The sequence below is a fragment of the Leeuwenhoekiella polynyae genome, assembly GCF_004104075.1.
Taxonomy (GTDB): Bacteria; Bacteroidota; Bacteroidia; order Flavobacteriales; family Flavobacteriaceae; genus Leeuwenhoekiella; species Leeuwenhoekiella polynyae.
The window spans coordinates 23,314-47,448 of the sequence record NZ_QOVK01000014.1; the positions used below are offsets into that span (position 1 = coordinate 23,314).

13 protein-coding genes are annotated in these 24,135 nt (G+C 37.2%); 5 read left to right on the forward strand and 8 right to left on the reverse strand.

The window, feature by feature from the left end; all coding sequences use genetic code 11:
- The gene (locus DSM02_RS13780) at positions 1-1,551 is read right to left on the reverse strand and encodes a glycoside hydrolase family 32 protein (protein ID WP_240674063.1); all 1,551 of its coding nucleotides are present in this window, start codon (positions 1,549-1,551) and stop codon (positions 1-3) included.
- Between the two features lie 156 nt (positions 1,552-1,707).
- Between DSM02_RS13780 and DSM02_RS13785 the strand changes: the two genes are divergently transcribed.
- From DSM02_RS13785 to DSM02_RS13805, 5 genes are all read left to right on the forward strand, one after another.
- A complete protein-coding gene (locus tag DSM02_RS13785; RefSeq protein ID WP_128766205.1) occupies positions 1,708-2,754 on the forward strand; it encodes a LacI family DNA-binding transcriptional regulator in 1,047 nt (348 codons plus the stop codon).
- A 1-nt stretch (position 2,755) separates the two neighbouring features.
- Positions 2,756-3,412, forward strand: coding sequence for a beta-phosphoglucomutase (pgmB, locus tag DSM02_RS13790; RefSeq protein ID WP_128766206.1), 657 nt, complete (start codon positions 2,756-2,758; stop codon positions 3,410-3,412).
- Between the two features lie 2 nt (positions 3,413-3,414).
- Entirely contained in the window at positions 3,415-5,721 is a 2,307-nt protein-coding gene (locus DSM02_RS13795; RefSeq protein ID WP_128766207.1) for a glycoside hydrolase family 65 protein, read from the forward strand.
- A gap of 259 nt (positions 5,722-5,980) precedes the next feature.
- The gene (locus DSM02_RS13800; RefSeq protein WP_240674064.1) at positions 5,981-6,256 is read left to right on the forward strand and encodes a hypothetical protein; all 276 of its coding nucleotides are present in this window, start codon (positions 5,981-5,983) and stop codon (positions 6,254-6,256) included.
- A gap of 39 nt (positions 6,257-6,295) precedes the next feature.
- The gene (locus DSM02_RS13805) at positions 6,296-6,916 is read left to right on the forward strand and encodes a MarC family protein (RefSeq protein ID WP_128762700.1); all 621 of its coding nucleotides are present in this window, start codon (positions 6,296-6,298) and stop codon (positions 6,914-6,916) included.
- An 18-nt stretch (positions 6,917-6,934) separates the two neighbouring features.
- Here DSM02_RS13805 and DSM02_RS13810 read toward each other — a convergent pair whose 3' ends face one another.
- From DSM02_RS13810 to DSM02_RS13840, 7 genes are all read right to left on the reverse strand, one after another.
- Positions 6,935-7,846, reverse strand: a complete 912-nt coding sequence (locus DSM02_RS13810; protein WP_128766209.1) for an AraC family transcriptional regulator — start codon at positions 7,844-7,846, stop codon at positions 6,935-6,937.
- Between the two features lie 8 nt (positions 7,847-7,854).
- Entirely contained in the window at positions 7,855-9,204 is a 1,350-nt protein-coding gene (locus tag DSM02_RS13815; protein WP_128766210.1) for a vanadium-dependent haloperoxidase, read from the reverse strand.
- Between the two features lie 49 nt (positions 9,205-9,253).
- Positions 9,254-12,493: a VCBS repeat-containing protein gene (locus DSM02_RS13820; RefSeq protein ID WP_128766211.1), complete on the reverse strand. Its 3,240-nt coding sequence runs from the start codon at positions 12,491-12,493 to the stop codon at positions 9,254-9,256.
- A complete protein-coding gene (locus DSM02_RS13825; protein WP_128766212.1) occupies positions 12,486-15,836 on the reverse strand; it encodes an FG-GAP-like repeat-containing protein in 3,351 nt (1,116 codons plus the stop codon). Before DSM02_RS13825 ends, DSM02_RS13820 begins: the two co-directional genes overlap by 8 nt.
- Entirely contained in the window at positions 15,836-19,129 is a 3,294-nt protein-coding gene (locus DSM02_RS13830) for a VCBS repeat-containing protein (RefSeq protein WP_128766213.1), read from the reverse strand. Before DSM02_RS13830 ends, DSM02_RS13825 begins: the two co-directional genes overlap by 1 nt.
- Positions 19,130-19,221: 92 nt before the next feature.
- Positions 19,222-20,823: a RagB/SusD family nutrient uptake outer membrane protein gene (locus DSM02_RS13835; protein WP_128766214.1), complete on the reverse strand. Its 1,602-nt coding sequence runs from the start codon at positions 20,821-20,823 to the stop codon at positions 19,222-19,224.
- Between the two features lie 9 nt (positions 20,824-20,832).
- A complete protein-coding gene (locus DSM02_RS13840) occupies positions 20,833-23,940 on the reverse strand; it encodes a SusC/RagA family TonB-linked outer membrane protein (protein ID WP_128766215.1) in 3,108 nt (1,035 codons plus the stop codon).
- Positions 23,941-24,135: the final 195 nt, after the last annotated feature.

The following is a 24,135-nucleotide window of genomic DNA, read 5'->3' on the forward strand; positions in this document are numbered from 1 at the left end:
TTAGTTTTCTTTCCAGATGGAAGGAATAGGGGTTAATGTAATAGTTGTGGGTTTGTCTTTTGTCTCAATGCTAAATTCTGTATAGGGTTTACTTGGAAAAAATTGAGCGGTCAATGCATTAGCACCGCCGTCTCCAAAAAACTCGACAGATGATGTATCTATGTAAATTGAAAAATCTGCAGATTCTCCCTTTTTAAAATTAGCTGGAGCCTTCATAACAGGTAAAGCAAACGAGTCAGAAAATGTTGTGTCACCACTTTTGCTTCGGTCTAAGCTATATTCTTGCTTTTCTGAATCGTACGAGATTAAAAGTTGCTCGCCATCAGTATTGCTTAATTTTATATTGAAATCATTAAGTGGTTTTGGTAGATCAAATGCTATTTTAGATTGATTCAGTTCAGGATGAGAAAACACGTAGATTTCATTTTTTTTCTGAATTTGAAGATTTTCAGTTTGAAGATTTTCAGTTAGTGTTTCTATAGGTTTATTTGTTAAGAAATAAGCTTCGTTTTTGTGCAGTTCTAACTTCCGCGGAAGCGTCATCGTACTGCGCCATTTTTCGGTAGGAGTAACTTGGCCATAATCCCAATTGCTCATCCATCCTATAAAAATACGCTGCTCATCCGGAAGGTTATTGTAGGTGATACCGGCATAATTATCTCTTCCCAAGTCAATCCATTTTTCTTCGGTTTGAGAAGTTGTAAAAGTTTTTCCATCAAATTCTCCTATAAAATATTGAGTTCCAGAACCTCCATTAGGAGCACCCGGATTGATGCTAATAAGCAAAACCCATTTAGTTTCACCGGTTTCCTCAATCGTTAGCGGAAAAAGATCTGGACATTCCCATACACCTCCGTGGGCACCAGTATTTTGACCAAAATCGCTGAGGTAAGTCCATTCTTTTAAATTATCAGAATTATAAATCATCGCACGATCTCCGCCTACAAGCAGCAAAACCCATTTTTGAGAAGCCTCATGCCAGAAAACTTTAGGGTCTCTAAAATCTACAAGGTTATCGCTGTTGGGTACAACAGGGTTGTTAGCGTATTTGGTAAAAGTCTGCCCATTATCTAAGCTATATGCGATACCTTGATACTGGTAGTTGGTTGTTTTTTGAGCTGCGCCAACTGGGTCGTGATAGGTAAACATCGCAACTAAAGGTGGGTTTTGAGAAGTACCAAAGCCTGACGTATTATTATGGTCAACTACTGCGCTTCCTGAGAATATATAACCTAAACTATCTGGTTTTAATGCTACTGGCTCGTTGGTCCATTTTTTTAAATCTTTACTCGTAGCGTGTCCCCAATGCATAGGTCCCCATACGGTAGAATCAGGATAAAACTGATAGAATAAATGATAAGTTCCGACATTATAAACCAGTCCATTAGGGTCGTTCATCCAGTGTGCTTCCGGAGAAAAATGATATTGTGGACGAAAATTTTCGTAATATGCTTCAACTACCGTATCTTTAGGGGTAGCATTAGTTGTATTTTCTTTTTTACAAGCGGTCATAATCAAAAAGACTAGTAAGATTGAAGATAAGTATTTCATACTAAATGACTTTAATTAGAAAATAGATTTTAATTCCGCGGAAATTTAAAACATTTTAATTGAACTTAATCGATTTAGTCGTGTAAATTTGCCACAACACTGTTTGTTGAATAGTCTATAGATAGACTTAATATTATTAATTCTTTTTCCCAAATTATGAAAAGAAAGCTGACCTTAAAATCAATCGCTAAAGAACTGGGAGTATCAATTTCTACAGTATCAAAAGCTTTGCGAGACAGTCCTGAAATTAGTGAAGAAACCCGTGAGAAAATAAAGGCTTATGCCAAGCTTTATAATTATAAGCCAAATAATATAGCCCTGAGTTTGAAGAATCGTAAAACCAATACTATAGGTGTTATCATTCCTCAAATCGTTCACCATTTTTTTACAACTGTGATACAGGGTATAGAGCATGAGGCAAGAGAGAAAAATTATAATGTAATTATCTGTTTGTCAAACAATGATTTTGACAAAGAGGTTCTCAATATGGAATTACTTGCGAATGGTAGTACAGATGGTTTTATTCTTTCGGTATCAAAAGAGACGATGCTTAAAGAAGATTATCACCATTTAAATGAAGTTATAGAACAAGGTATGCCGGTTGTGATGTTTGACCGTGTGGTAGATGGTATACAGTGTGATCGCGTACTTATTGATGATAAAGAAGGAGCAAAGAAGGGGGTGACCCATATGATACGCTCTGGATGTCGTAAGATAGGTATTATTACTAGTGAAGATTATGTAAGTGTAGGTCGTTTAAGAACAGAAGGTTATTTAGATGCTTTAGACGATTTTGGTATAGAACCAGATGATAAGCGTATTTTGAAGTTAGACAATATTGATGATCTTTCTGATAAATCTAAAAAGCGCATCGAAGAGTTTATTACTAAAAATGACCTTGATGGAGTTTTTACGGTTAATGAACTTTTTGCTGTTCACGCATCACGTGTAATCAGTGGTTTAGGGAAGAAGATTCCAGATGATATTTCCTTAGTTTGTTTTACTGATGGTCAATTATCTGAGCATGCTGTGCCTAGTCTTACTGCTGTAAGTCAACACGGAGAAGAAATGGGGCGCAAAGCTGCGGCGATGCTTATAGACAAATTAGAGCGTCCTGAAGATGAAGAAGAGGAGTACAGCACAGCTTACATAGATACCAGTCTGGTAGAGCGAGAATCTACAAAAGAAGTCATCAAACGCTAATATGGGTAAGAAGGGATTTATTTTTGATTTAGACGGAGTAATTGTAGATACGGCAGGATTTCATTATCTCGCTTGGCGCAACTTGGCTAATGAATTGGGTTTTGAATTCACGGAAGAACAAAATGAGCTTTTCAAAGGGGTAAGCCGCGTTCGATCTTTAGAGATTTTACTCGAGATAGGTGGCGTTAAAGCAACGGAAGAACAAAAGGAAGGCTGGCTGGTTTCAAAAAATGAGGAGTATCTAAGTTATATCGCTAAGATGACTGAAAATGATATCCTTCCGGGAGTACTTAAAGTACTAACCTATCTTAAAGAAAAAAACATACCTATGGCATTAGGTTCTGCAAGTAAAAATGCACAACCTATTCTAAAACGCGTAGGTCTTTTTGATCTTTTTGATTGTATTGTAGATGGCAATCACGTAGAAAAGGCAAAGCCAGATCCTGAGGTTTTTACCTTGGGAGCAGAAGAACTTGAAGTAGAATATACAGATGCTATCGTTTTTGAAGATTCTATTGCCGGTATTCAGGCAGCAAATAGAGTTGATATGGTAAGTGTAGGTATAGGCGATGCCAAAGTTTTGCATGAAGCCGATTATAATTTTAATGATTTTACAGAAATTGATACTGCATTTTTAGATCAACTAATTAACGCATAACCATGAATCAAGATTATATAGTACCTGCTCCCTGGGCAGTGATAGAAGAAGGATTTGAAAGAGAACGCGTAAAATCTTCAGAAAGCCTGTTTAGTATAGGTAATGGAGCAATGGGACAGCGTGCCAATTTTGAAGAAGAGTATAGTGGAAAAACATTTCAGGGAAGTTATATAGGAGGTGTCTATTATCCTGACAAAACCCGCGTAGGCTGGTGGAAAAATGGTTACCCGGAGTATTTTACAAAAGTGCTTAATGCACCTAGTTGGATAGGTATAAAAGTAAAAGTTGATGGGGAGTCACTGGATTTGAACACAGCAAAAAGCGTGTCAAAATTCCGTCGCGAACTCAATATGAAAGAAGGCTGGTTGGGCAGAAGCTTTGAAGCCGAACTTCAAAATGGAACCCAACTTAAAGTGAAGTCTAAACGCTTTTTGAGTTTAGAGCATGATGAATTGGGGGCCATTAATTATGAGGTTACTCCCCTCAATAAAGACGTGAGTATTAGTTATGAGCCTTATTTAGATAGCGGTATCACCAATGAAGACACAAACTGGGATGATAAATTCTGGAATACTTTAGAAGTAGCAGAAGACGGAAATAAAGCTTTTATTTCTGCGCATACGATGAAAACATTTTTCTATGTATGTACCGCAATGTCTAACACCTTTACAGTAGATGGGAAAGAAATTTCTCTGACGCTCAAAACCAATAAAACTGATAGCTACATAGGTCATGTTTACGAAACCGATATACGTGAGGGAGAAACTTTTGCTATCCAAAAATATGCAGGATATATCACTTCTTTCAACCACGATAAAGATGATTTAAAGAAAGCAGCGACTTCAGTTTTAGATATTGCGTTAGAAGAAGGTTTTGATAGTTTATTATCCAAACAAAAAGAAGATTGGGCAGCAATCTGGTCAATGGCAGATATTGTTATTGAAGGTGATGTAAAAGCGCAGCAAGGAATTCGTTTCAATATTTTTCAATTGAATCAAACTTATTTAGGAAAAGACGCCCGTTTAAATATAGGTCCTAAAGGATTTACCGGAGAGAAGTATGGTGGTTCAACCTATTGGGATACCGAAGCGTATTGTTTGCCCTTTTATATGGCTACCAAAGATCAAGAGGTTGCGCGTAATTTGTTGACTTATCGCTACAATCACTTAGAAAAAGCAATTGAAAATGCTCAAAAGTTAGGCTTTAAAAATGGAGCAGCATTGTATCCTATGGTTACGATGAATGGGGAAGAGTGCCATAATGAATGGGAAATCACTTTTGAAGAAATACATCGTAATGGAGCGATGATATTTGCTATTAGAGATTATGTGAATTATACGGGTGATTACAGCTATATTCCTGAAAAAGGTTTAGAAGTTATGATCGCAGTAGCTCGTTTTTGGAAACAACGTGCTACTTGGTCTGCCAAAAAAGAGCAGTTTGTAATTCTTGGAGTGACTGGGCCTAATGAATATGAAAACAACGTAAACAATAATTTTTACACCAACTATCTTGCAAAATGGTGCCTGAGTTATGCGGTAGAGCATACTAAAAAGGTTGCTAAAGAATTTAGTTCAGATTACAAACGAATTGCAGAAGTAACCGGTGTCTCTAATGAAGAATTAAATTCTTGGATCAATATTTCAGAAAAAATGTATTTACCTTTTTCTGAAGAAGAAGGTGTGTATTTACAGCAAGACGGTTTCTTAGATAAAGAGCTGGTAACTGTTGCAGATCTTGATAAAGCAGAACGGCCTATCAATCAAAAATGGAGCTGGGACAGAATTTTACGATCACCTTATATAAAACAAGCAGATACGCTTCAGGGTTTTTATGTTTTTGAAGATCACTTTACAGAAGAAGAACTCAAGAAGCATTTTGACTTTTATGAACCATTTACCGTTCACGAGTCTTCATTAAGTCCATGCGTTCACGCGATTCAAGCTGCAAAATTAGGACAGATGGATCAAGCTTATGAATTTTACTTGAGAACCTCTCGCTTAGATCTTGACGACTATAATAAAGAAGTACACGAAGGCTTACACATTACAAGTATGGCGGGTACCTGGATGAGTGTTGTTGAAGGTTTTGGGGGAATGCGAATTAAAGATGATATGTTATCTTTTGCTCCAAAAATGCCAAAGGCCTGGGAAGGTTTTTCCTTTAAACTGAATTTTAGAAATCAGATACTAAAAGTAGCAGTGGGTAAAGATAAATACATCTTTAGTCTTGATACCGGTGATGATCTGGATATTTTAGTTGATGGTAAACAAATACGAGTAACTTCTGATGCAGCAGTTGAAGTTTAAATTAGAAATTACTTGAAGAATTCAGCCTTTGCTTAATTTATAAGCAAAGGCTTTTTTTGTTTATGTAGAACTTATTATAGAATTAAAACAACTTAAAACTCGCCAAAATCTAAACCCTGACAGCAAAATTTATAAGCAGTTTGAGAAGCTGAATAAGATACTTGCGGAACTACAATTAAAAGAATTTTCAGATAAAGTAATAACTGAAATAAATATAAACATAGAAGAACTGAATAGCTTTAAAGGTTCTGATAAAAAGTTGCAGAAGAAGATTAGAAAATCTCAATTTGAAATTTTGACTTTTTTAGAAAAAGAAGCCGGTATCGTAACTAAAAATCATTATCGCAGTAAGTGGTTAGCAGTAGGCATGGCAGCATTTGGTATTCCGATGGGAGCCGCTTTTGGAGCAGCATTGGGTAATATGTCATATTTAAGTATAGGAATGCTTTTCGGTATAGCGATAGGCGTAAACGTTGGTAGAAAGAAAGATAAGGATGCAGCTGCAGAGAATAAGGTTCTTGATATTGAGATTTAATTGTATATTTCATTAAACCCCTAAATTAAATTGACACTTATGGATGATATTCTAACCTATTCAATATCTGTTTTTACTGGCTTTTTTGCGATAATGAATCCGTTGTCAAACATTCCTATTTTTATATCACTTACTGAAGGTGCAACCCGTGAAGAAAAACAAAATGTGAATAAACGAGCTGTTCTGGTTGCGTTTATTATTATAACGGTTTTTGTAGTTCTGGGAAAGTTTATTTTTGGACTTTTTGGAATAACCATTCCGGCATTTAAAATCACTGGAGGAATCTTAATATTTTACGTGGGGTTTGAAATGCTTCAGTCTAAAAAGTCCAATGTAAAGCATTTAAAAGAGCCTAATTTTGATGAGAATATTGCGGTATCTCCATTAGCGATCCCCATTTTAGCTGGCCCCGGTACAATAGTTACAGCAACCAATTTTGTGTCGAATCCTTCTTATGTAAATATAGGTCTGGTAATTTTGATCTTTGGGTTGATGTGCTTACTCACCTATATAGCCTTTAGTCTCAGTGATTTTATTGCTCGTAAAATAGGAGAAAATGTAATTTCGGTAGTTGGTAAAATTATGGGATTGATCATTGCCATCATTGGTACAACAATGGTGATACAAGGGATTAAGCTCTCTTTTGATTTAATAAATTAAATATTCGGAAATTTCCCACTAATCTACCTTTACGGGATTTTCCTGTTTCAAAGGCATATAAATATCTGCTTTCCATTCCATAGCATTTCCGCCCATATTAGGGTTATTGAAAAATACTTCCAGAGGTTTGGGGTCGACTTCAATGTTATTTTGTTTCGCGTAAGCCAAAAGCGCGTACCAGGCACGATCTGAAGTGATGTAGTTGCCGTTATATACCGCGTGAATGGCATCTTTTGTAAACAAGCGTTTGTATTTAATTTCGTCAGTAATGGGCAGGTTTTCAGAGCGAATAATGGGAAAGCAAAAATTGTAAGAAATACTGTCTGTCTTTTGATTCCATTCGGTTACTTCTACAAATGGAGGGCCGTTCATTTCAACATTGTTGCGCGTAAGAACGTCGCCTATATAACCGTAATTACGCATCATCCCTAAGGCTTTTGCTTCTTGCATACTTTTTAAGGAAATGTACGCACAATAGGTAGAAGGTGTTTTTTCAATGCCCGTAACTTCTATTTTAATCTCTTTAAGATGCTGATTAAGTGTCTCGTAAAAATCCATTGCATTAGCAGTACTTCGATCCTTAAAAAGTGTATTGGTAAAAGGCACTGTTAGCCGGTTTTTTAGGCTGTGCTCAGCGTCTTTGACGCCCACGCTTACTTTGGTGATCGAATCATTAAGCGGATAAACGTTAAAGGAATACGTTACCGTTGAATCGCCAAATTGCCGCTCTTGAACAATAGCTGAGGTTCCGTGCTGCTCGGTAATGGTACTCGCGGTTAAATTGCTGTTCCAACTTTTTATAGATTGAACTATGGTACCCGGAGTTGTTTTTACTTTAAAGTTGATGATATAATCACTTGGCTTAATAAACAAATACCAACCTGCGGCAATACACAATATTACACCAATGGCAAGAAGTCCTTTTTTCATAAATGCAATTAATTTGAAGCTTGAGCGGTATTGTTTTTCATGATAAGATTTTTAACCACAAACTGACCTAACTGACGACCTTGTTTTAAACCTTCGTCAATAGCGGCACGGTAATGAATACCCCCGTAAAGTCTGCTTAAAGCAGCTTCTGAAGATGCTTGTCTAAAGGAGTCAAAACTACGTATGGGAAGTCCGTATGCGGTTTCGGTATCATCGTCAAACTGAAAATTATCTCCGTAGATTTGTGTAAGAACCTCGGCCGCTGCACCAGAAACTACAGAGTGGCCACTGCTGTACTCAGGAAAAGGAGGTGTTTGTAAAACAGGAGCCCAACTGTCATCTATATGCTGATTAATGAGTGTTTCGGGACGTATGAGGTTACTTCTGTACTTTTCATCCCAACAACTTATAAAGCCATCAAAAAGCGCGATAGAGGTCTTTGTGTATGCGTAAACAGTCTCCATCAAATCTGCATTGGCTTTTTTTGTGGCAATTTTTACAATCCCGACCCAGTGGCCACCTGGAGTAATCTTTTTTGTGGCAAACATTAAATGCCCCTTATGCGTAGAAACATACGGGTTACAATCCCAGAACTGAGCGATCGCCACTTTTTCTGAGTCGTCTCCTTCATCAGACATCTCATTACGTACATTGTAAACTTCCATCAATTGCTTGTAAAATTCAGAGTCTTCTTCCATAGAAAATTCTGGTGGTGGAATGGGTTTAAATTGAGAAGCAGAGTCAATTACAAAGGTGCGAATCTTCATCCAATGCGGTTCTATTCCATCCATATAAGCAGGAGGAGTAGGTTGCCATCTTGAGGGATTGTCAGGATTTACCGAGAATTTAGGCATCGTACGCGTTTGCTTGTACATATCCCCATCCATCCAGCTTTTAATGTGATCAGCAACTTTTAAACCATAGTCTTTAGAAGCTGCTAATTCTGTAGGATTCTGGTCTTCCCATTTCATATATAAACTGTCGCGCATCTCAGTAATTCGATCTTCAGAAAAAATAAGACTTTTTGCTATTTCCATTTGAGCAATCAATGCAGCGACATCATAATTCACAGATGCACCGGCATCAGGTTTAGGAGTTTCTTTTAAGTCTGTTAATTGACCGGCTAAAGTCACATAATCGGGGTTGTTTTGTGCTAAAACTTCGTACGCAGCAATATTAGAATAGGAGTAGATACGACTGGCAACAGGCGGTGAGAAAATATCGTGAATGATTACTTCGGTCACTTTATCTACCGCATTGTTGTAATCATCTGGTGTTACTTTAAGCGGTACTTCTTCTTTAGCACAAGAAGTAATTACCAGTGCGGCTATAAAAACTAAACTTATTTTTTTAAACATAGTCCTAACTTAATTTAAGAAATGCATCATTAAAGATGAATGCTTGTTTTTAATTTTTCAGTTTATAAAGTTGGATGGCTGCGTCATTAGGTGTTGCAAGTAAATACTTTTGACCTTTTAATGAAAGAATATTTAAATGACGAATTGATTTTTGTGTGAAGTCTAAACCGATTTGATCCCCGGGAATAAACGTGTCAGCGTTTTTAATTAAAACTCCACCAAAGCTGTCTAATCTTCCGTGAAAGGGTTGAACGCCAAAATAGTTTCCTGCCGCGAGAACCTCATCTCTACCGTCATTATCAAAGTCAAATTTACAAAAACTTAATATGGGAGCAACCTGAAAATCATAGCCTAACGGAACAAAGGTAAATTGCCCGTTATCATTGCGCAAATACCCGGTTTTAAGCGTGTTTACTTCAAGTTTTTTACTTGTTTCTAATTGGTCTTCATTAAGAATTTCCTCAATGGTTTGACCGGCAAAATCTTTATAGCTATGGTATTTTTTCTTGAAACTCACTACTTGTGAGGCTAAAGCGTCTAGTCCCATTAAGGGGTAGTATTTTCCGTTTTTTGCGGTAGTTACAATAGTTTCTGTTTGCCCATTGTTGTCAAAATCATTGTAATAGAGCAACATCGGAACATCTGCAGAAGCTTTAAATTTACTGTTTTCGCCCCAATTACCTAATATATAATCGGTGTCGCCGTCGCCGTCAATATCAAACGGAATAATACCTTGCCAGAGTCCGTTCAATTTTTCGTTTATAACTTCAGTTCGGGTAAGTTTTCCATTTTCATTTTTAAGAAAAGTAGGCTCCATCCATTCACCCACTATAATAAGATCTTGTACGCCATCGCCACTAAAATCATCCCAAACGGCTGCAGTTACCATACCCAGGTCTTTAAATTCTTGCGCTACGCGGAAAGAACCCTTAGCATTCTCTAAAAGATAAGAAACCGGTATTTTACCAAAACTTCCTGTGATACTTTGAGTTCCTGCAAAGACATCCAGATCGCCATCGTTATCATAATCATAGGCCGCTAATACCGAAGTATTGTCAAAAAGCTCTGGCATAGTTGACTTCTCAAAACCTTCTACTGTATTTAAATACAAACCATCTATTAAGGGTTTTGCTCTGTTAAAAAAGTCACCTCCCGCAGTACCGGTCATTAGATCATTTTTTCCATTCTGATCAAAATCAGCTATAACTGCAGAAACCTCTTCATTAATAGAATCATTGACAATAGCCGGGTAACTAATGCGCTGATAGGTAGAATCTTTTTGTAGATAAATTTGAGAAGCGATGTATTTAGAACCCCCAAAGAATAAGTCTTCTTTGCCATCACCATCTATATCGCCTTGAGCAATTGCTGGTCCGCGATCACCTATCTGATACGGAATTAATTTCTCCCGATCAAAGTCTGAATAGGCATCTTCTTTATGAACAAAGTCAAGGCCTAAGCTGTCTGTGACTGCTGTAAAAAGTATCTTTTTTCTTGGTTTGAGATTGCCAAAATTAAAGGGTTGAGTGTTTTCTTCCTTTATTGTCAACGTTTGATTGGCTTCAACATTAGTTAATTTTTGGCTGGTCTTATCTGGCCAAATAATGCGAATAGAATCTACTATTTTTTCCTGGGCTAACCCAAAATGAATTAATGGTTCTGAAGATGCCTGAAAACCTCTCACCGTATAGAGTTCTTTAAACTGTTTTATTCCATTGGCATAGGCGTAGATTTTAGCACCAATGGCAAACTCATTTTTGCTTTTTGAAGTCAGTTTAATTTTAAGGTAGTTTGCTTTTTGATTAGTCTGGTTGATGTAAAAAGTAGGTGCAGCATTGATATTATTGGTCACCAAATCGAGGTCTCCGTCATTATCTAAATCTGCATAGGCTGTGGCTCCAGAAACGATGGTGTCATTTGCGATCCATTTACCGGACTGATCTTTAAAATTGAGATCTTCACTGCCTTCGTATACATAATTATGAGTAGTTCCGCTAGGCATAAGATCTAAGGCTTTTTGATCTATAAGCGCTGTATTATTTATTTTATTTTGAATCTGGTCACTTGATACAAACTTTATATAATCCAGATCATTGGGACGTTTTGGGATGCCATTTGAAATGAATAAATCTTGCTGCATATCTTGATTGTAATCGCCAAAAAGAGCACTCCAACTCCAGTCTGTAGCTGCAACGCCACTTAATAAAGCCGTCTCCTGATAGTTACCACCTTCGCGGTTAATAAATAGCATATTTCGGGTAAACTGGTAGTGATATCCGTAACGGTCTGTGCGCAGGCGCTGTGTTTGTATATTGTCATCACCTTCAGATGCTTTTAAAACCTTCTCATCTTGTGGAAGCATATCTAACGAGATCAGATCTGGCCAACCGTCATGGTTTAAATCCGCAACATCACTACCCATAGAAAATCTGCTAGTATGCCCAAAATGCTTTTTCAATGCTTCGGTAAATGAACCGTCGCCATTATTTAAGTAGTAATAATCATCTTCGTGAAAATCGTTACCAATGTAGATATCAGGATAACCATCTAGATTAAAATCTGATACTGCTATACCTAATCCATAGCTGTTTATTCCGCCATAAATACCCGCTTCTTCGCTCACGTCTGTAAAATGATCTCCATCATTTCGCATCAGGCGGTCACCGGTTTGTGGATTGCGCTCGTATCGCAAATCTGCTTTCCCAAATGAACTCTGAGTATGTACCGCATGATTTAGAATATAGATATCTAGATCACCATCCAGGTCATAATCTAAAAAGGCTGCAGAAGAAGAAAAGGTATCCAGATCAAGACCATATTCTGAAGCTTTCTCAGTGAAAGTACCATCACCATTGTTTATAAAAAGTTCGTTGTAACCGTTCAGACCGTTAAGCCCTACAACGGCACAAACATATATATCCAGAAAGCCATCTCCGTTGATATCGCCCATTACAGCACCAGTATTCCAATCGCTATTTCCGGCAACACCGGCAGCTTCAGTGATATTCTCAAATTTTAGATTTCCTTTATTGAGGTAGAGTTCATTTTTTACCTGATTACCCGAAAAATACACATCTGGCAATCCGTCGTTGTTGATGTCACCTATAGCTAGACCACCTCCGTTATAAAAATAGAGGTAATCTAAGATGTTCATATCTTCAGTCGCAGTAAGTGCATTCTGGAAGCTAACTCCGATTTTTTCAGTCTCAGGATTGGTAAATAATTCGGGCGCTTTAGAACACGAAAAAACGACAAAACCTAATACTATGAGTACAATAGCTTTATTCATTAAGTGCAAATATCTTTGGTTTTTCATCATTTACAGAAGCGATAAGGTAAACATTTCCTTTATTGTCGCTAAACGTTGATAAGTGCTTGACTTCTCCTTTAATAAAGAATCCACTCTTATCATAATTCTGCCACTTGTAATTCGCATTACCTTCGTTAAGCAGTACATTGCCAAAACTGGCATCCAATTGTGAATATTGTGGCTTAAACTCATAATTGTTACCCGCCATGATCAAATCTGCAAGCCCATCTTTATTGATATCAGCAGAAACTATATCGCAAACACAAGACAACTGCGTCTGGTAAGGAAGAGGTTTTAGACTAAAATTGCCTTTTCCATCATTAATGGCTAACATAGATTGAGAATATTTTACCGTTTTCTTGATCGCATTATTTAAGCTCTCTGTTGAAAAAATCTCGTCGATATATCTGCTGGCATAATCTGAAGCTTTTAAGTTCTGTTTTTTAAGTGAACTCATTTGTGCTGTGATTTCTTTCTTTTGATGTAAGGGGTAATCTTTACCATTTTTGTGCATCGTGGTGATTTGTTCAATCGTTCCGTTATTGTCAAAATCATTAATGTACATCGACATCGGGTTTTCTACCGTAGGTAAATAATGCAAGTTTTCTCCTTCGTTTCCTAAAACCAGATCCATATCGCCATCATTATCTATATCTACTGCAGTAATGGTATTCCACCAGCCGGTTTTGTCTCTCAGATTATTCTTTTTTAATGAAATTCTTCTGCCTGAATTTCTATAAATCAGAGGCGAACCCCATTCTGAAACGGTAATCAGGTCTTTTTTGTCGTCTCCGTCAACATCAAGCCAGATTGCATCGGTCACCATACCGGCATCTTTAGTGTCGTAAGCCAGACGTTCGGTGGCATCTACAAAAATGCCGTCTCCGGTATTTTCTAAAAATAATTGTGCAGGATCTATACCGTAAACCCCAACAACGCTGCGAGAACCAATAAAGACATCTGTATCGCCATCGCCATCAAAATCATAAGGAGCAACAACGCTCATATTTTGAAATGCTGACGGAAGCTCATTAGATGATTTGCTGAAGTTGCCTTTGCCGTCATTGAGATACAAGCGCGGTCTTAGCAACTCTTTTTTGCCCACTTCATTACCTCCGGAAGCTACTAATAAGTCAAGATCCCCATCACCGTCTGCATCAAAGAATGCAGCTGCTGTATCTTCAAAATTAGCTTCATCTTCAAAGAGCGACTGATTTTTTGCATTTAGTTTTCCACCGCCTAGATGTAGATATAGTGTTCCCGCACTTCCACTGGGAGCTCCTACAAAAATATCTTCATTTCCGTCATTATTGACATCGCCTACAGCGATAGCCGGACCTTCCTGAGAAAGTTTTTTAGCAATTAGACCTTCGTAATCAAAGTCATTGTAGTTGTTTTCTTTGTTAGCTTTAAGCTTATCGTTATTAAGTTCGGTAAGCAATTGTGGACCTGTTTTTTGCTTCTGTGGAATAAATACTTCAGTAGCCTTAGCCTGATCGAGATTTAAAGTTTGATTTGCAGCCACTTCTTTGAATACTTCAGTTTTATCATTGGGCCAAAGCACGCGTAATGAATCTATGGTTTGCGTTTGTCCCAGACCTATAGTCATCTTATAATCCATAGAAGATTGAAAGCCTCGCACAGGATATAATTCCTGTAAAACTTCTTGCCCATCAAAGTACAGACGTACTGAAGATCCCACTGCAAACGGATTCTTCTCACCACCTTTAAAAGTGATAGTTATATAATTGTTATCGGTTTGTTGTCTGCTCTCGTTACGGTATATAAATGCCTGCATATTCACATTATTCACCACAAGATCCAGATCGCCATCATTGTCCAGATCGCCATAAGCAGAACCGTTAGACATGCTGGGAATGTCTAACCCCCATTTTTTACCGGCATCTTCAAAAGTCAGATCTTTTTTGTTGCGGTAAACTGCGTTGGGTAACGGTTTTTTAGGCATTTTATTAATGATAGAATCAATAACCTGGCGCTTACCCGTGAGTGCCATATTTTGAATAATCTCATTAGCGAAGAAGTCTACGAAATCCAAATCAGTAAGATCGTGATTGATTCCATTTGTGACATAAATATCGCGGTAGCCGTCGTTGTCTAAATCAGCTAATAATCCCGCCCAACTCCAGTCTGTAGCGTCTATACCGCTGTAATAAGCAGTTTCTGTAAACGAACCGTTACCGTTATTTACCTGTAGGGTATTTTGAATAAATTGCTGATAGAAGTCTTTACTCTGCTTTAGTTTATAAACATTATAACTGTCAAACTCCATCACAGATTTCACCCGTTCTTCAGGTTCGGGAAGCATATCGGTTATAAAAATATCTTGCAAACCATCGTTGTTGATGTCAGAAATATCAACACCCATCGCGGAGAGAGAAAGGCGTGATGTCCAGTTTTTAATATCTTCTTTGAACGTCCCGTCTTGTTGATTGATATAAAGATAATCGCGCTCGTAGAAGTCATTTGAGATGTAGATATCTGGATAAAGATCATTGTTGATGTCTGTGATCATTACTCCGAGGCCAAAACCTATAAGGCTTCCGTAGATACCTGCTTCTTCACTTACATCTGTAAAAGTATCGCCATCATTCCGCATTAAAAGATCACCTACACCTTTAAAAATATCCGGAACATTTTCCCAGTTTTCTGCGCGAGTATCACGCTGTTCAGCATATCCCAACCCACTTACGGGCACATTACTGTTATTCAAAATATAGACATCAAGATCCCCATCTTTATCATAGTCAAAAAAGCTGGCCTGTGTAGAAAAACCAGATTTAGCCAGATTGTATTGCTTGGCTTTTTCGGTAAAAGTAAGATCCCCGTTATTGATATAAAGATCATTGTCGTGGTTGTCTCCTTTCATATTACCGGCATTACTTACATAAATATCCAGTAAGCCATCGGCATTCACATCTGCCATAACCACACCGGTAGACCAGGGTTTACTGCCGCCTACCCTGGCAGCTTCGGTAATGTCTTCAAACTCAAAATTACCTTTGTTGAGGTAGAGTTTATTCTTCCCCATATTTGCGGTTAGGTAAATGTCTGCAAGACCGTCATTATTAATATCACCTATAGCAACTCCACCACCATTGTAGAAATTTCGGTATTTAAAAATATTGAAATCTTTCTCATTTTTAATCGTATTGACAAAGTCGATACCGGTTTCTTCAGTAGCCATCAGGCTAAAGAGTGTAGGTTCTTTGCTAGTGGTCTCTTTCTCTTCTGAACCTTTATCGCCACAAGCAATAAGTATCAATACTAAGCTGAAAAAGTAAAGTTTATTAAGACTATTCATCAGTTATTCTCTTTTCTTAAAAATAGGGGTTTGTCATTATTACGACCTATAATGTAATAGGGATTGTCTTTTATTTTTAGCGGTGCAATGCTGCGCACAGCTCCTTTAATATCAATTTTATGTTGTCCGGCGTACTTAAAATTATTACCGGTATTCAGAAGAAAAACACCGTGTGATGCATCTAACCTTCCCAACTGTGTGCTAATCTCACTGTCATTACCCAAAAGTAGCAGATCGTTTAAGCCATCTTCATTAAAGTCTGTAGCGGTGATAACTTTAACCGTTGAAACTTGCGCCATAAATGGCAGGTGATGTGCTTTAAACTCTAAGTTACCTACGTTTTCAAAATACGTACTTGCGAGTTTAAAAACTTGTTTTTTTTCAGCTTTTTCTAATTTTTCTTCTGAAAATAAATCGGTTATACTGGCTTGTGCAAATGCATGATAGCTTAAGAATTTCTTGTTTAAAAAGGGGAGCTGTTTAACCAGTTCATCTTTAGTTGCTAAAACCGTTTCTGAGCCTTTGTAATAATATGAAGTCACAGGATCAGTTTTACTATTAGCATCAAAATCAAAGCGATATAAATTAATAGGCTGCTCTAAAGAAGCCTTTAATCTTGTGTTTAAGCCCCAATTACCGGCAATCATATCTAAATCACCATCTTGATCAAAATCTTCAACCAGAATCGAGTTCCAGAGTCCATTTGTGTTTTTTAGACTTTCAATATTTTGTAATTCTAGTTTAGAACCCGAATTCATCAAAATTTGTATTGGCATCCAATGACCACAAACTATCGCATCAGGATATCCATTTACATCCAGATCTGCCCAAATAATATCTTTTACATTTCCTAGTGTCGCAAATTCTGGAGCATAGGTTGCTGTGATATTTTCAAACTTTCCTTTTCCGGAGTTTTTAAAAATATATTGTTTAGGAGTTGCTCCAAATTCATGAGGAACTAAATCACTGGTAATCACTAAATCTAGTTTTCCGTCTTTATCAAGATCAACAGCTTTTATTTTTGACGCATTAAGTTCAATACCTTCAAAAGCATTATTTACTTTTTCAAAAGAACCTTTAGTGTTTAAGTAGAGTCGGGGAGTAAGGGCTTTACCATTTTTAAATTCGTTACCTCCGCTTGCTATAACAATATCAAGAGTTCCGTTATCGTCAGCATCAAAAAGCGCTGCTGCGGTGTCCTCATTTATAGCATCTTCATCAGCATCAGGAAGAAAGCTCTGGGTGAAATTTCCTGTTTTGTTCTGAAAGAATATCGTTGTTTTTTGAGCCTTAGCACCCAGAATTATAAAGTCATCTAAGCCATCATTATTCAAATCAGCAGTTTGAATTTGTGGGCCCGTATTAGTATTCGCATAGGGAACAAGGCCGTCTCTGCTAAACTCAATAGAATTTCCGTCTTTGTGGTTAAAATCTACCTGAAGAGAATCAATAGTCCAATTGATTTCAGTTTCAGGATTTTTGATATTTTTTTCTTTTGATTCAGCATTGCTTTCAGATAAGACAAGATTTGAGTTTGTGTTTGTCAAAATCTGTTGTTTTCCTGATGGCCAAATCACTATAAGAGAATCTAATTGTTTAGCATCGCCCAGCCCCACAAAAACAGAGGGGGGTACAGCAGACATAAAACCTCGTGTGGTGTAATTTTCAAAAGCTTGTTTTCTATTATTTTGATAGGCGATGAGTTTTGCTCCAATGCCAAAAGTGTTTTTGTCTTCCCCTTTAAACTGAATTTGAATGCCTTTCTGAGTTGATTCCTGAGCTGTTGTATTTTCAAGAATATAGGCTTCTTCATTTACGTTATTAACGACAATATCCAGATCCCCATCGTTATCCAGATCAGCATAAGAAGCCCCGTTGCTAAAAGATGGTTTATTTGCCGTCCATAACTGGGTGACATCCTCAAAAGTACCGTCGCCATTATTTTTATACATGTAGTTTGCTACATGAGTTTCCGGGAGTTTTTTGATGAATTCCATTTCTGTTTCAGACATGTTTTTGCCTAATCTTTTCTGAATAGACTCATTAGAAATAAAATTCACAAAATCCATATCGTTGGTCGCGCCAAGAATTCCGTTTGCGATATAAATGTCTTTAAATCCATCGTTATCAAAATCAGCTATGAGTGGAGTCCAAGACCATTCAGTAGCGGCAATTCCACTTTGAAAAGCAGTTTCCGCGAAGCGACCATCACCTAAATTGAGCTGTAGCGTATTTTGCATAAACTGGTAATCATAACCGTTACGCAACTGATTTTGGTAAATAGGGTAGGAATATTCATTCCCTGAAGCCTTGAGAACTTCCAGATTTTCAGGAAGCATATCGAGACTTAAAATATCTGTGTTTCCGTCGTTATTAATGTCAGCAATATCAGTTCCCATAGAAAAGTGTGAGGTGTGTCCTAAACTTTTTTCTGTGGTATTTAGCTCTGAAAATGTTCCGTCTTGATTATTAAGATAGAGGTAATCATTTTCAAAAAAATCATTGGCAATATATAAATCAGGATAGCTGTCATTGTTAATATCAGAGACTGAAACACCAAGGCCGTAGCCTATTTTACTGCTTAAAATACCTGCTTTTTCAGTGACATCTGTAAAATAACCGTTGTTGTTTTGGTACAATTTATCGCCAAGTAAACTATCTGCTTTTTTACGAACAGCAGCTTTACCATAATTGGCGTTGGGATGAACTGAATGATTGAGTAAATACATGTCGAGATCGCCATCTAAGTCATAATCAAAGAAAGAAGCCTGAGTGGAAAGACCTGCATAATCCAGACCATATTCAGCAGCAGCTTCTTTAAATTTTGGAATGCCATTTTGCTCGCCAATATTTATGTATAATTTGTTGTGCCCTTTAAGTTGTAAATGACCGCTTACTGTGCATACATAAATATCCAGTAGGCCATCTGCGTTGATGTCAATAACGGTGACCCCTGTACTCCAACTTTTAGTTTCATGAATTCCGGAAGCTGAGGTAATGTCTTTAAATTTAAAATCACCTTCATTAAGGTATAACTTATCTGAAACTTGATTTCCTGTAAAATAAAGATCAGGTAACCCATCATTATTGAAATCTGCAATAGCTGCACCACCACCATTGTAGAAGTAGAGGTAGTTGAGAATGTTGAGTTGAGGAGTGCTGGTTAATGTATTTTTAAAATCTACCCCAGAATCTGCAACATAAGCTAATTTATAGGGCTGACCTTCCTTTTCGCAAGAACAGCAAAAAGTATAAATCAAAACGATTATAGTATAAAGATGTAATCGCGGCATAGAGTAGGTTACAGTAGTTTTGGAAAGTTACTAATTTAAAAAGAGGACCATAAATGATCCTCTTTTCTATTATGGGTAACAAAATATAAGGATTAATATCCAGGATTTTGAACAAGATTTGGATTTGATAATAAAGCAGTTTCTGGAATTGGGAACAGATTAACGTTAGGGTCCCCGGAAACTTCTTTGAGCGCCCAAGGTGAAGTGAACTGATTAAAACGTACAAGATCATTTCTTCTCCAGGTTTCTATAAACAACTCTCTGGCACGCTCATCTAATAAGGATGATTCGTCAAGACTTGTTAATGCAGGGGTGTTATCTCTACTAGATCTTAAAGTATTTACCATAGTTAAAGCCTCTGCAGTCTGCCCTTTTCTAAACATTGCTTCTGCTTTCATTAAGTAAGCATCAGCGTATCTAAAAAAGACTTGATGTCTTCTAAAAGATTCAATAAAAGGACTTGTATCATCACCTGTATCGGGAATTGGATCATAAGGATGATATTTAATAAGTCGTATACCTTGTACCTCTGTATTACCTACCAAAGAGGGAATTTCTTTAGTAAAAGATAAAGGTCCGCCTTGTCTGTTTTTTAGCATAGAACCATCTGAGTCATATTGCTGTCCGATAAGGAATCCATAGCCTATTCCAAGATTAAGATCATTTGCATTGGTGTTATCCCACACAATACCTCTACGCTCTTCCTGACCGTCGCCTTCGTAATTTGTATTGGGATCACCTTCAAACTTGTCATAAAACTCAGCAAGAGTAGAAAATCCATTCCAACCACCACCAGTATTATCGGGAGCATTTTGATTGTAATGTAGCGTATTCCAAATTCTTGGAGCAACTTCACTTCTTAAAAAGAAAATAGTTTCGGTATCTTCAGTGGGTTCAAAAATTTCAAAATAGCTTTTTTCAGACTCAATAGCAAATCCGCTTGCTGTAATAGCATCTACAGCAGCAATAACTTTATCCATATCAGCGGAGTCAAATTCACCAGAACTACTATAAACAGAGGCATTTAAATATAACTTTGCCATTAAAAATTGAGCTGCTTCTTTAGTAGCTTTTACAGTTTTAGTTAAATCTGGTCCGGTAGATGGAAGATCAGGTAAGGCTTCTGTTAAATCTTGAAGTACAAAAGCATAGGCTTCTGGTCTTGTTAAAACTCTAGGGTTAACTTTAGGACCTTCGTCAACTTCTCTAAATGGAACAGAACCATAGAAATCCATAACAAAGAACATATTATATGCTCTTAAAAATTTTGCTTCAGCAATAATAGCAGGAGAAGGATTACTTTCTATAATTTCAGAAGCTCTAAAAATATTTTGGTTCAGAGTGTTCCAAGCATTTTTTATAAATAAATGTGCAGAATTCCAAGTATGTGTATGGAGTTGTCTCCACACCCCATTATCTCCCCAGTCAGTACCTCGAGTAGGCACTAAAAGTTCATCTGTAGTAACTTCATTAAGTGCATAGATATTATCTTGACCTTGAAAATCACCACCTATCTTGTTGTAGAGGTCACTTAGGGAAGATGCCGGATCTGCTAATGGCGAGAATGTAAAGTCGCCAGTATCTTTACTAATAATGGAATCGGTCTCCTCAATTTCTAAATCTGTACAGGATATCAAAGCACTAATAATAAGTGCTGATAACGCAAAGGGTTTAATTATTGTTCTTATTTTCATATCTATTTTTTAAAAAGTTAAGTTTACCCCAAGGCTATAAATCCTTGGTCTAGGGAATGATGTGTAATCAATACCTGCGATTGGTAATCCATTTAATAAATCACCACCTCCTGGTACAACACTAACTTCAGGGTCTAACCCGCTATAGCTTGTTAGGACAAATAAGTTTTGACCAGTTAAGTTAAAACGCATACTCTTAAAAAATCCTACGCCTTGAATAGGAACATTATAGGATAATGATGCTGTTTGTAATCTTAAGAAATCGCCTTTCTCTAAAAAACGTGTTGAAACTGATGCTTCAGCAAATCTACCTTCAACCCCTGCCAGATCAATAACATCGGTTGTAACATTGTTTCCACTACCAATAGCTCCACCAGTAAAAAATGCGTTAGCGGTATTGTTATAGATGTAATTTCCGGCTTGTCCATTAAAGTATAATGAAGCACTCCAGTTTTTATAGCTGGCTGAGGTTGAAATACCTCCTGTGAAATCTGGCAAGGCACTTTTACCTACAAATTTTTGATTATCAACACCGCCTTCAAAGGTTGGGTTACCGTTAGCGTCAAATCCAATAAATTCTCTTAAGTAAAAGGAATAAATAGGTTGACCTGTCTGTAGTCTTTGTGCAAATGCCCCTGTAAGACCTGCACCGCGTATTGTTCCTGCAGCAATTCTTCCATCAAAATCTTGAATTTCATTTTTATTATAGGCAAGATTCACTCCAAAAGTCCAGTTAAAATCTTCTCCTTGAAGTATATCGTAATTCAATGCGACTTCAAAACCAGTGTTTAATACAACAGCATCTAAATTTTGAAAGAAAAAGGGCTGTGGTGATGGTTGAGCAGCTTCAATATTTAACAATAAATCACGGGTTTCTTTGCGATACACATCAAAACTACCACTAAAGCGGTCATTATCAAAGCCAAAGTCTAAACCGGCAGCGTATTGTGTAGTTTCTTCCCATTTCAAGTCTGGATTAGCAAAGGCAACTGTTGTAATTCCCGGAATGTTAATAGCTCCGTCATCATTAATGCTACCATCAGAATACCGTTGTCTTCTCACAAATTGACCATAACCTAGACCATCCTGATTACCTGTTATACCGTAGCTCAATCTTAGTTTAAGTGTTGAGAAGGTATCTCCAGCAAACGCTTCATTATTAATTTTCCAGGCAAATGCAGCGGATGGAAAAATACCATACTGATTATTTCCACCAAATTTTGATGATCCATCAGCTCGTACGGTTGCTGTAAATAAGTATTTATCTGCAATTGTATAATTAACACGAGCAAAATAGGATTGAAGCTCATCAGTATTATCAAATGTATTAGCGAATACTGATCGTAAAGGCAAGTTAGAAACCTCTCCCAATGATTCATTAGAAGGCTCGGGAAAGAGTCTGTTAACAAACAAACCTGTTCCAGCAGAGTAACCATATTGCTGATAACCCCCATTGATCAATGACTCTAATCTGCCAACAGCATTATTAAGATCATCTGCCATTAGATCTAGATCTGTTGTTTGATAACCAAAGCCTTCAATATTTCTGCCCGAAGCTTGAAATTGTTGGTAGGAGAACCCTATTAAACCATCAAACTTAGAATTTCCGAAATCTTTTTTATAATTAAGGGTTAACTCAAGCAGTCTATTATCATTATCAACCTCATTTAAAGCACCTCTACCATTACCGGCTGCACCCCGTGAAACGTTGAAAGAATTTGCATTCAATGATGCGTTTCTTGCTGAATTAGCAACGTCATATCCAAAAGTAGCCTTAGCTAAAATGTTATCTGTTATATCATAAGATCCCGATAGATTCAGTAAGAAACGATCTGTTTGAGCTAAACTCTGAAAATTCTGAATTAGATTTAAAGGGTTTATACGGTCTCCAGGATTAAATGTAGGGTCTGCAGGCCAAGTTGGGTTTGCAGAATATGCAGCACCTAAGAGATCTCCTGTAGAACCAGCACTACCACTTAGTGGAGGAGCTTCATCATTTACCCGAGATAAAGTACTTTGAAGGGTAAGCAATAATTTGTCATCAAATAAGCGTTGTGAAGCATTTAGCCTACCTACTATACGCTCTTGAGAAGATTTATTTACAACCCCTTCTTGATTGCCATAATTGAAAGTTGCTCTAACATTACCAGAACCGTAGTTCTGAGAATAGGCAAAGTTTGTGTTAGTAGAAATTGTATTTCTTGTCACCAGTGATTGCCAGTCTGTGTCATTACCTAAGTCTCTCGCAGTACCTCCAAAGGCAGCAACCGTACTTAAAAATTGCTGGCGATTGAGTAAGTCATATTCATTTGCTGGGTTAGCAACACTAACTTCTGATGAAACTTCAAAAGTACCGCCACTTGCTCCCCCGCGACCACTTTTAGTCGTAATGATTACTACACCGTTTGCGCCACGAGATCCATAAATAGCAGTAGAAGAGGCATCCTTCAAAATACTAATATTTTCAATATCATTTGGGTTTAAGAAACTTAAAGGGTTTCTAGCTGCACTACTTCCTACCCCTATATCGGATCCTTCAGCAGAAGTGTCTCCAGATGGAAGGGGTACACCATCCACTACAAATAAAGGGTTGTTGTTTGACCTTACAGAAGATGTACCTCTAATGCGTATAGCAATTCCTGACCCTGGTTCACCACTACCCGATGCAATTTGAACACCAGCGGTCTTACCTTGAATTAATTGTTCAGGAGAAGAGATTACCCCTTTTTGAAAATCTTCAGAAGTTACTGACGCAACCGAACCAGTAGCATCTTTTACTGTCGTAGATCCATAACCAATAACCACAACCTCTTCAAGAGCTGCAGCATCTTCTTCTAGGGTTACACTAATAGTAGATCTGCCATTAACAGCAACCTCCTGTTGTGAAAATCCTACATAACTAAATACAAGTGTTGCATCTGAAGGAACGTTATTTAAGGTATAGTTACCATCAAAATCTGTTGTAGTGCCATTTGTGGTTCCTTTGACTAGAACGTTTGCGCCAGGCAATGGGCCATTGGGTTCTGATACTGTTCCGGATACTGTTTGTGCTTGCGCCATACCTGCCAGTAAGAGCGAAGCGAAAAACAACATACTTTTAAGTATTACATGCTTCATAAGTTTGAATTTTAATTGAATTATTGGTTTTTCCAAAAGTGTTTCTTGGTTATCAAATTTATATAAATAATTGAATAAACAAGGGTAACTACAACGTTTAAGTAACGAAATCGATATAGTTTTGAAAACTGTAAGAAATACGCTTATCCTCAATATATTATCAAATGATTAATAATATTTGATAATATAGTGAAA

Excerpts from the sequence above, each read along its gene's own strand:
- DSM02_RS13780 (WP_240674063.1), bottom strand. The coding sequence starts at position 1,551 with ATGAAATACTTATCTTCAATCTTACTAGTCTTTTTGATTATGACCGCT.
- DSM02_RS13785 (WP_128766205.1), top strand. The coding sequence starts at position 1,708 with ATGAAAAGAAAGCTGACCTTAAAATCAATCGCTAAAGAACTGGGAGTA.
- pgmB (WP_128766206.1), top strand. The coding sequence starts at position 2,756 with ATGGGTAAGAAGGGATTTATTTTTGATTTAGACGGAGTAATTGTAGAT.
- DSM02_RS13795 (WP_128766207.1), top strand. The coding sequence starts at position 3,415 with ATGAATCAAGATTATATAGTACCTGCTCCCTGGGCAGTGATAGAAGAA.
- DSM02_RS13805 (WP_128762700.1), top strand. The coding sequence starts at position 6,296 with ATGGATGATATTCTAACCTATTCAATATCTGTTTTTACTGGCTTTTTT.
- DSM02_RS13810 (WP_128766209.1), bottom strand. The coding sequence starts at position 7,846 with ATGAAAAAAGGACTTCTTGCCATTGGTGTAATATTGTGTATTGCCGCA.
- DSM02_RS13815 (WP_128766210.1), bottom strand. The coding sequence starts at position 9,204 with ATGTTTAAAAAAATAAGTTTAGTTTTTATAGCCGCACTGGTAATTACT.
- DSM02_RS13820 (WP_128766211.1), bottom strand. The coding sequence starts at position 12,493 with ATGAATAAAGCTATTGTACTCATAGTATTAGGTTTTGTCGTTTTTTCG.
- DSM02_RS13825 (WP_128766212.1), bottom strand. The coding sequence starts at position 15,836 with ATGAATAGTCTTAATAAACTTTACTTTTTCAGCTTAGTATTGATACTT.
- DSM02_RS13830 (WP_128766213.1), bottom strand. The coding sequence starts at position 19,129 with ATGCCGCGATTACATCTTTATACTATAATCGTTTTGATTTATACTTTT.
- DSM02_RS13835 (WP_128766214.1), bottom strand. The coding sequence starts at position 20,823 with ATGAAAATAAGAACAATAATTAAACCCTTTGCGTTATCAGCACTTATT.
- DSM02_RS13840 (WP_128766215.1), bottom strand. The coding sequence starts at position 23,940 with ATGAAGCATGTAATACTTAAAAGTATGTTGTTTTTCGCTTCGCTCTTA.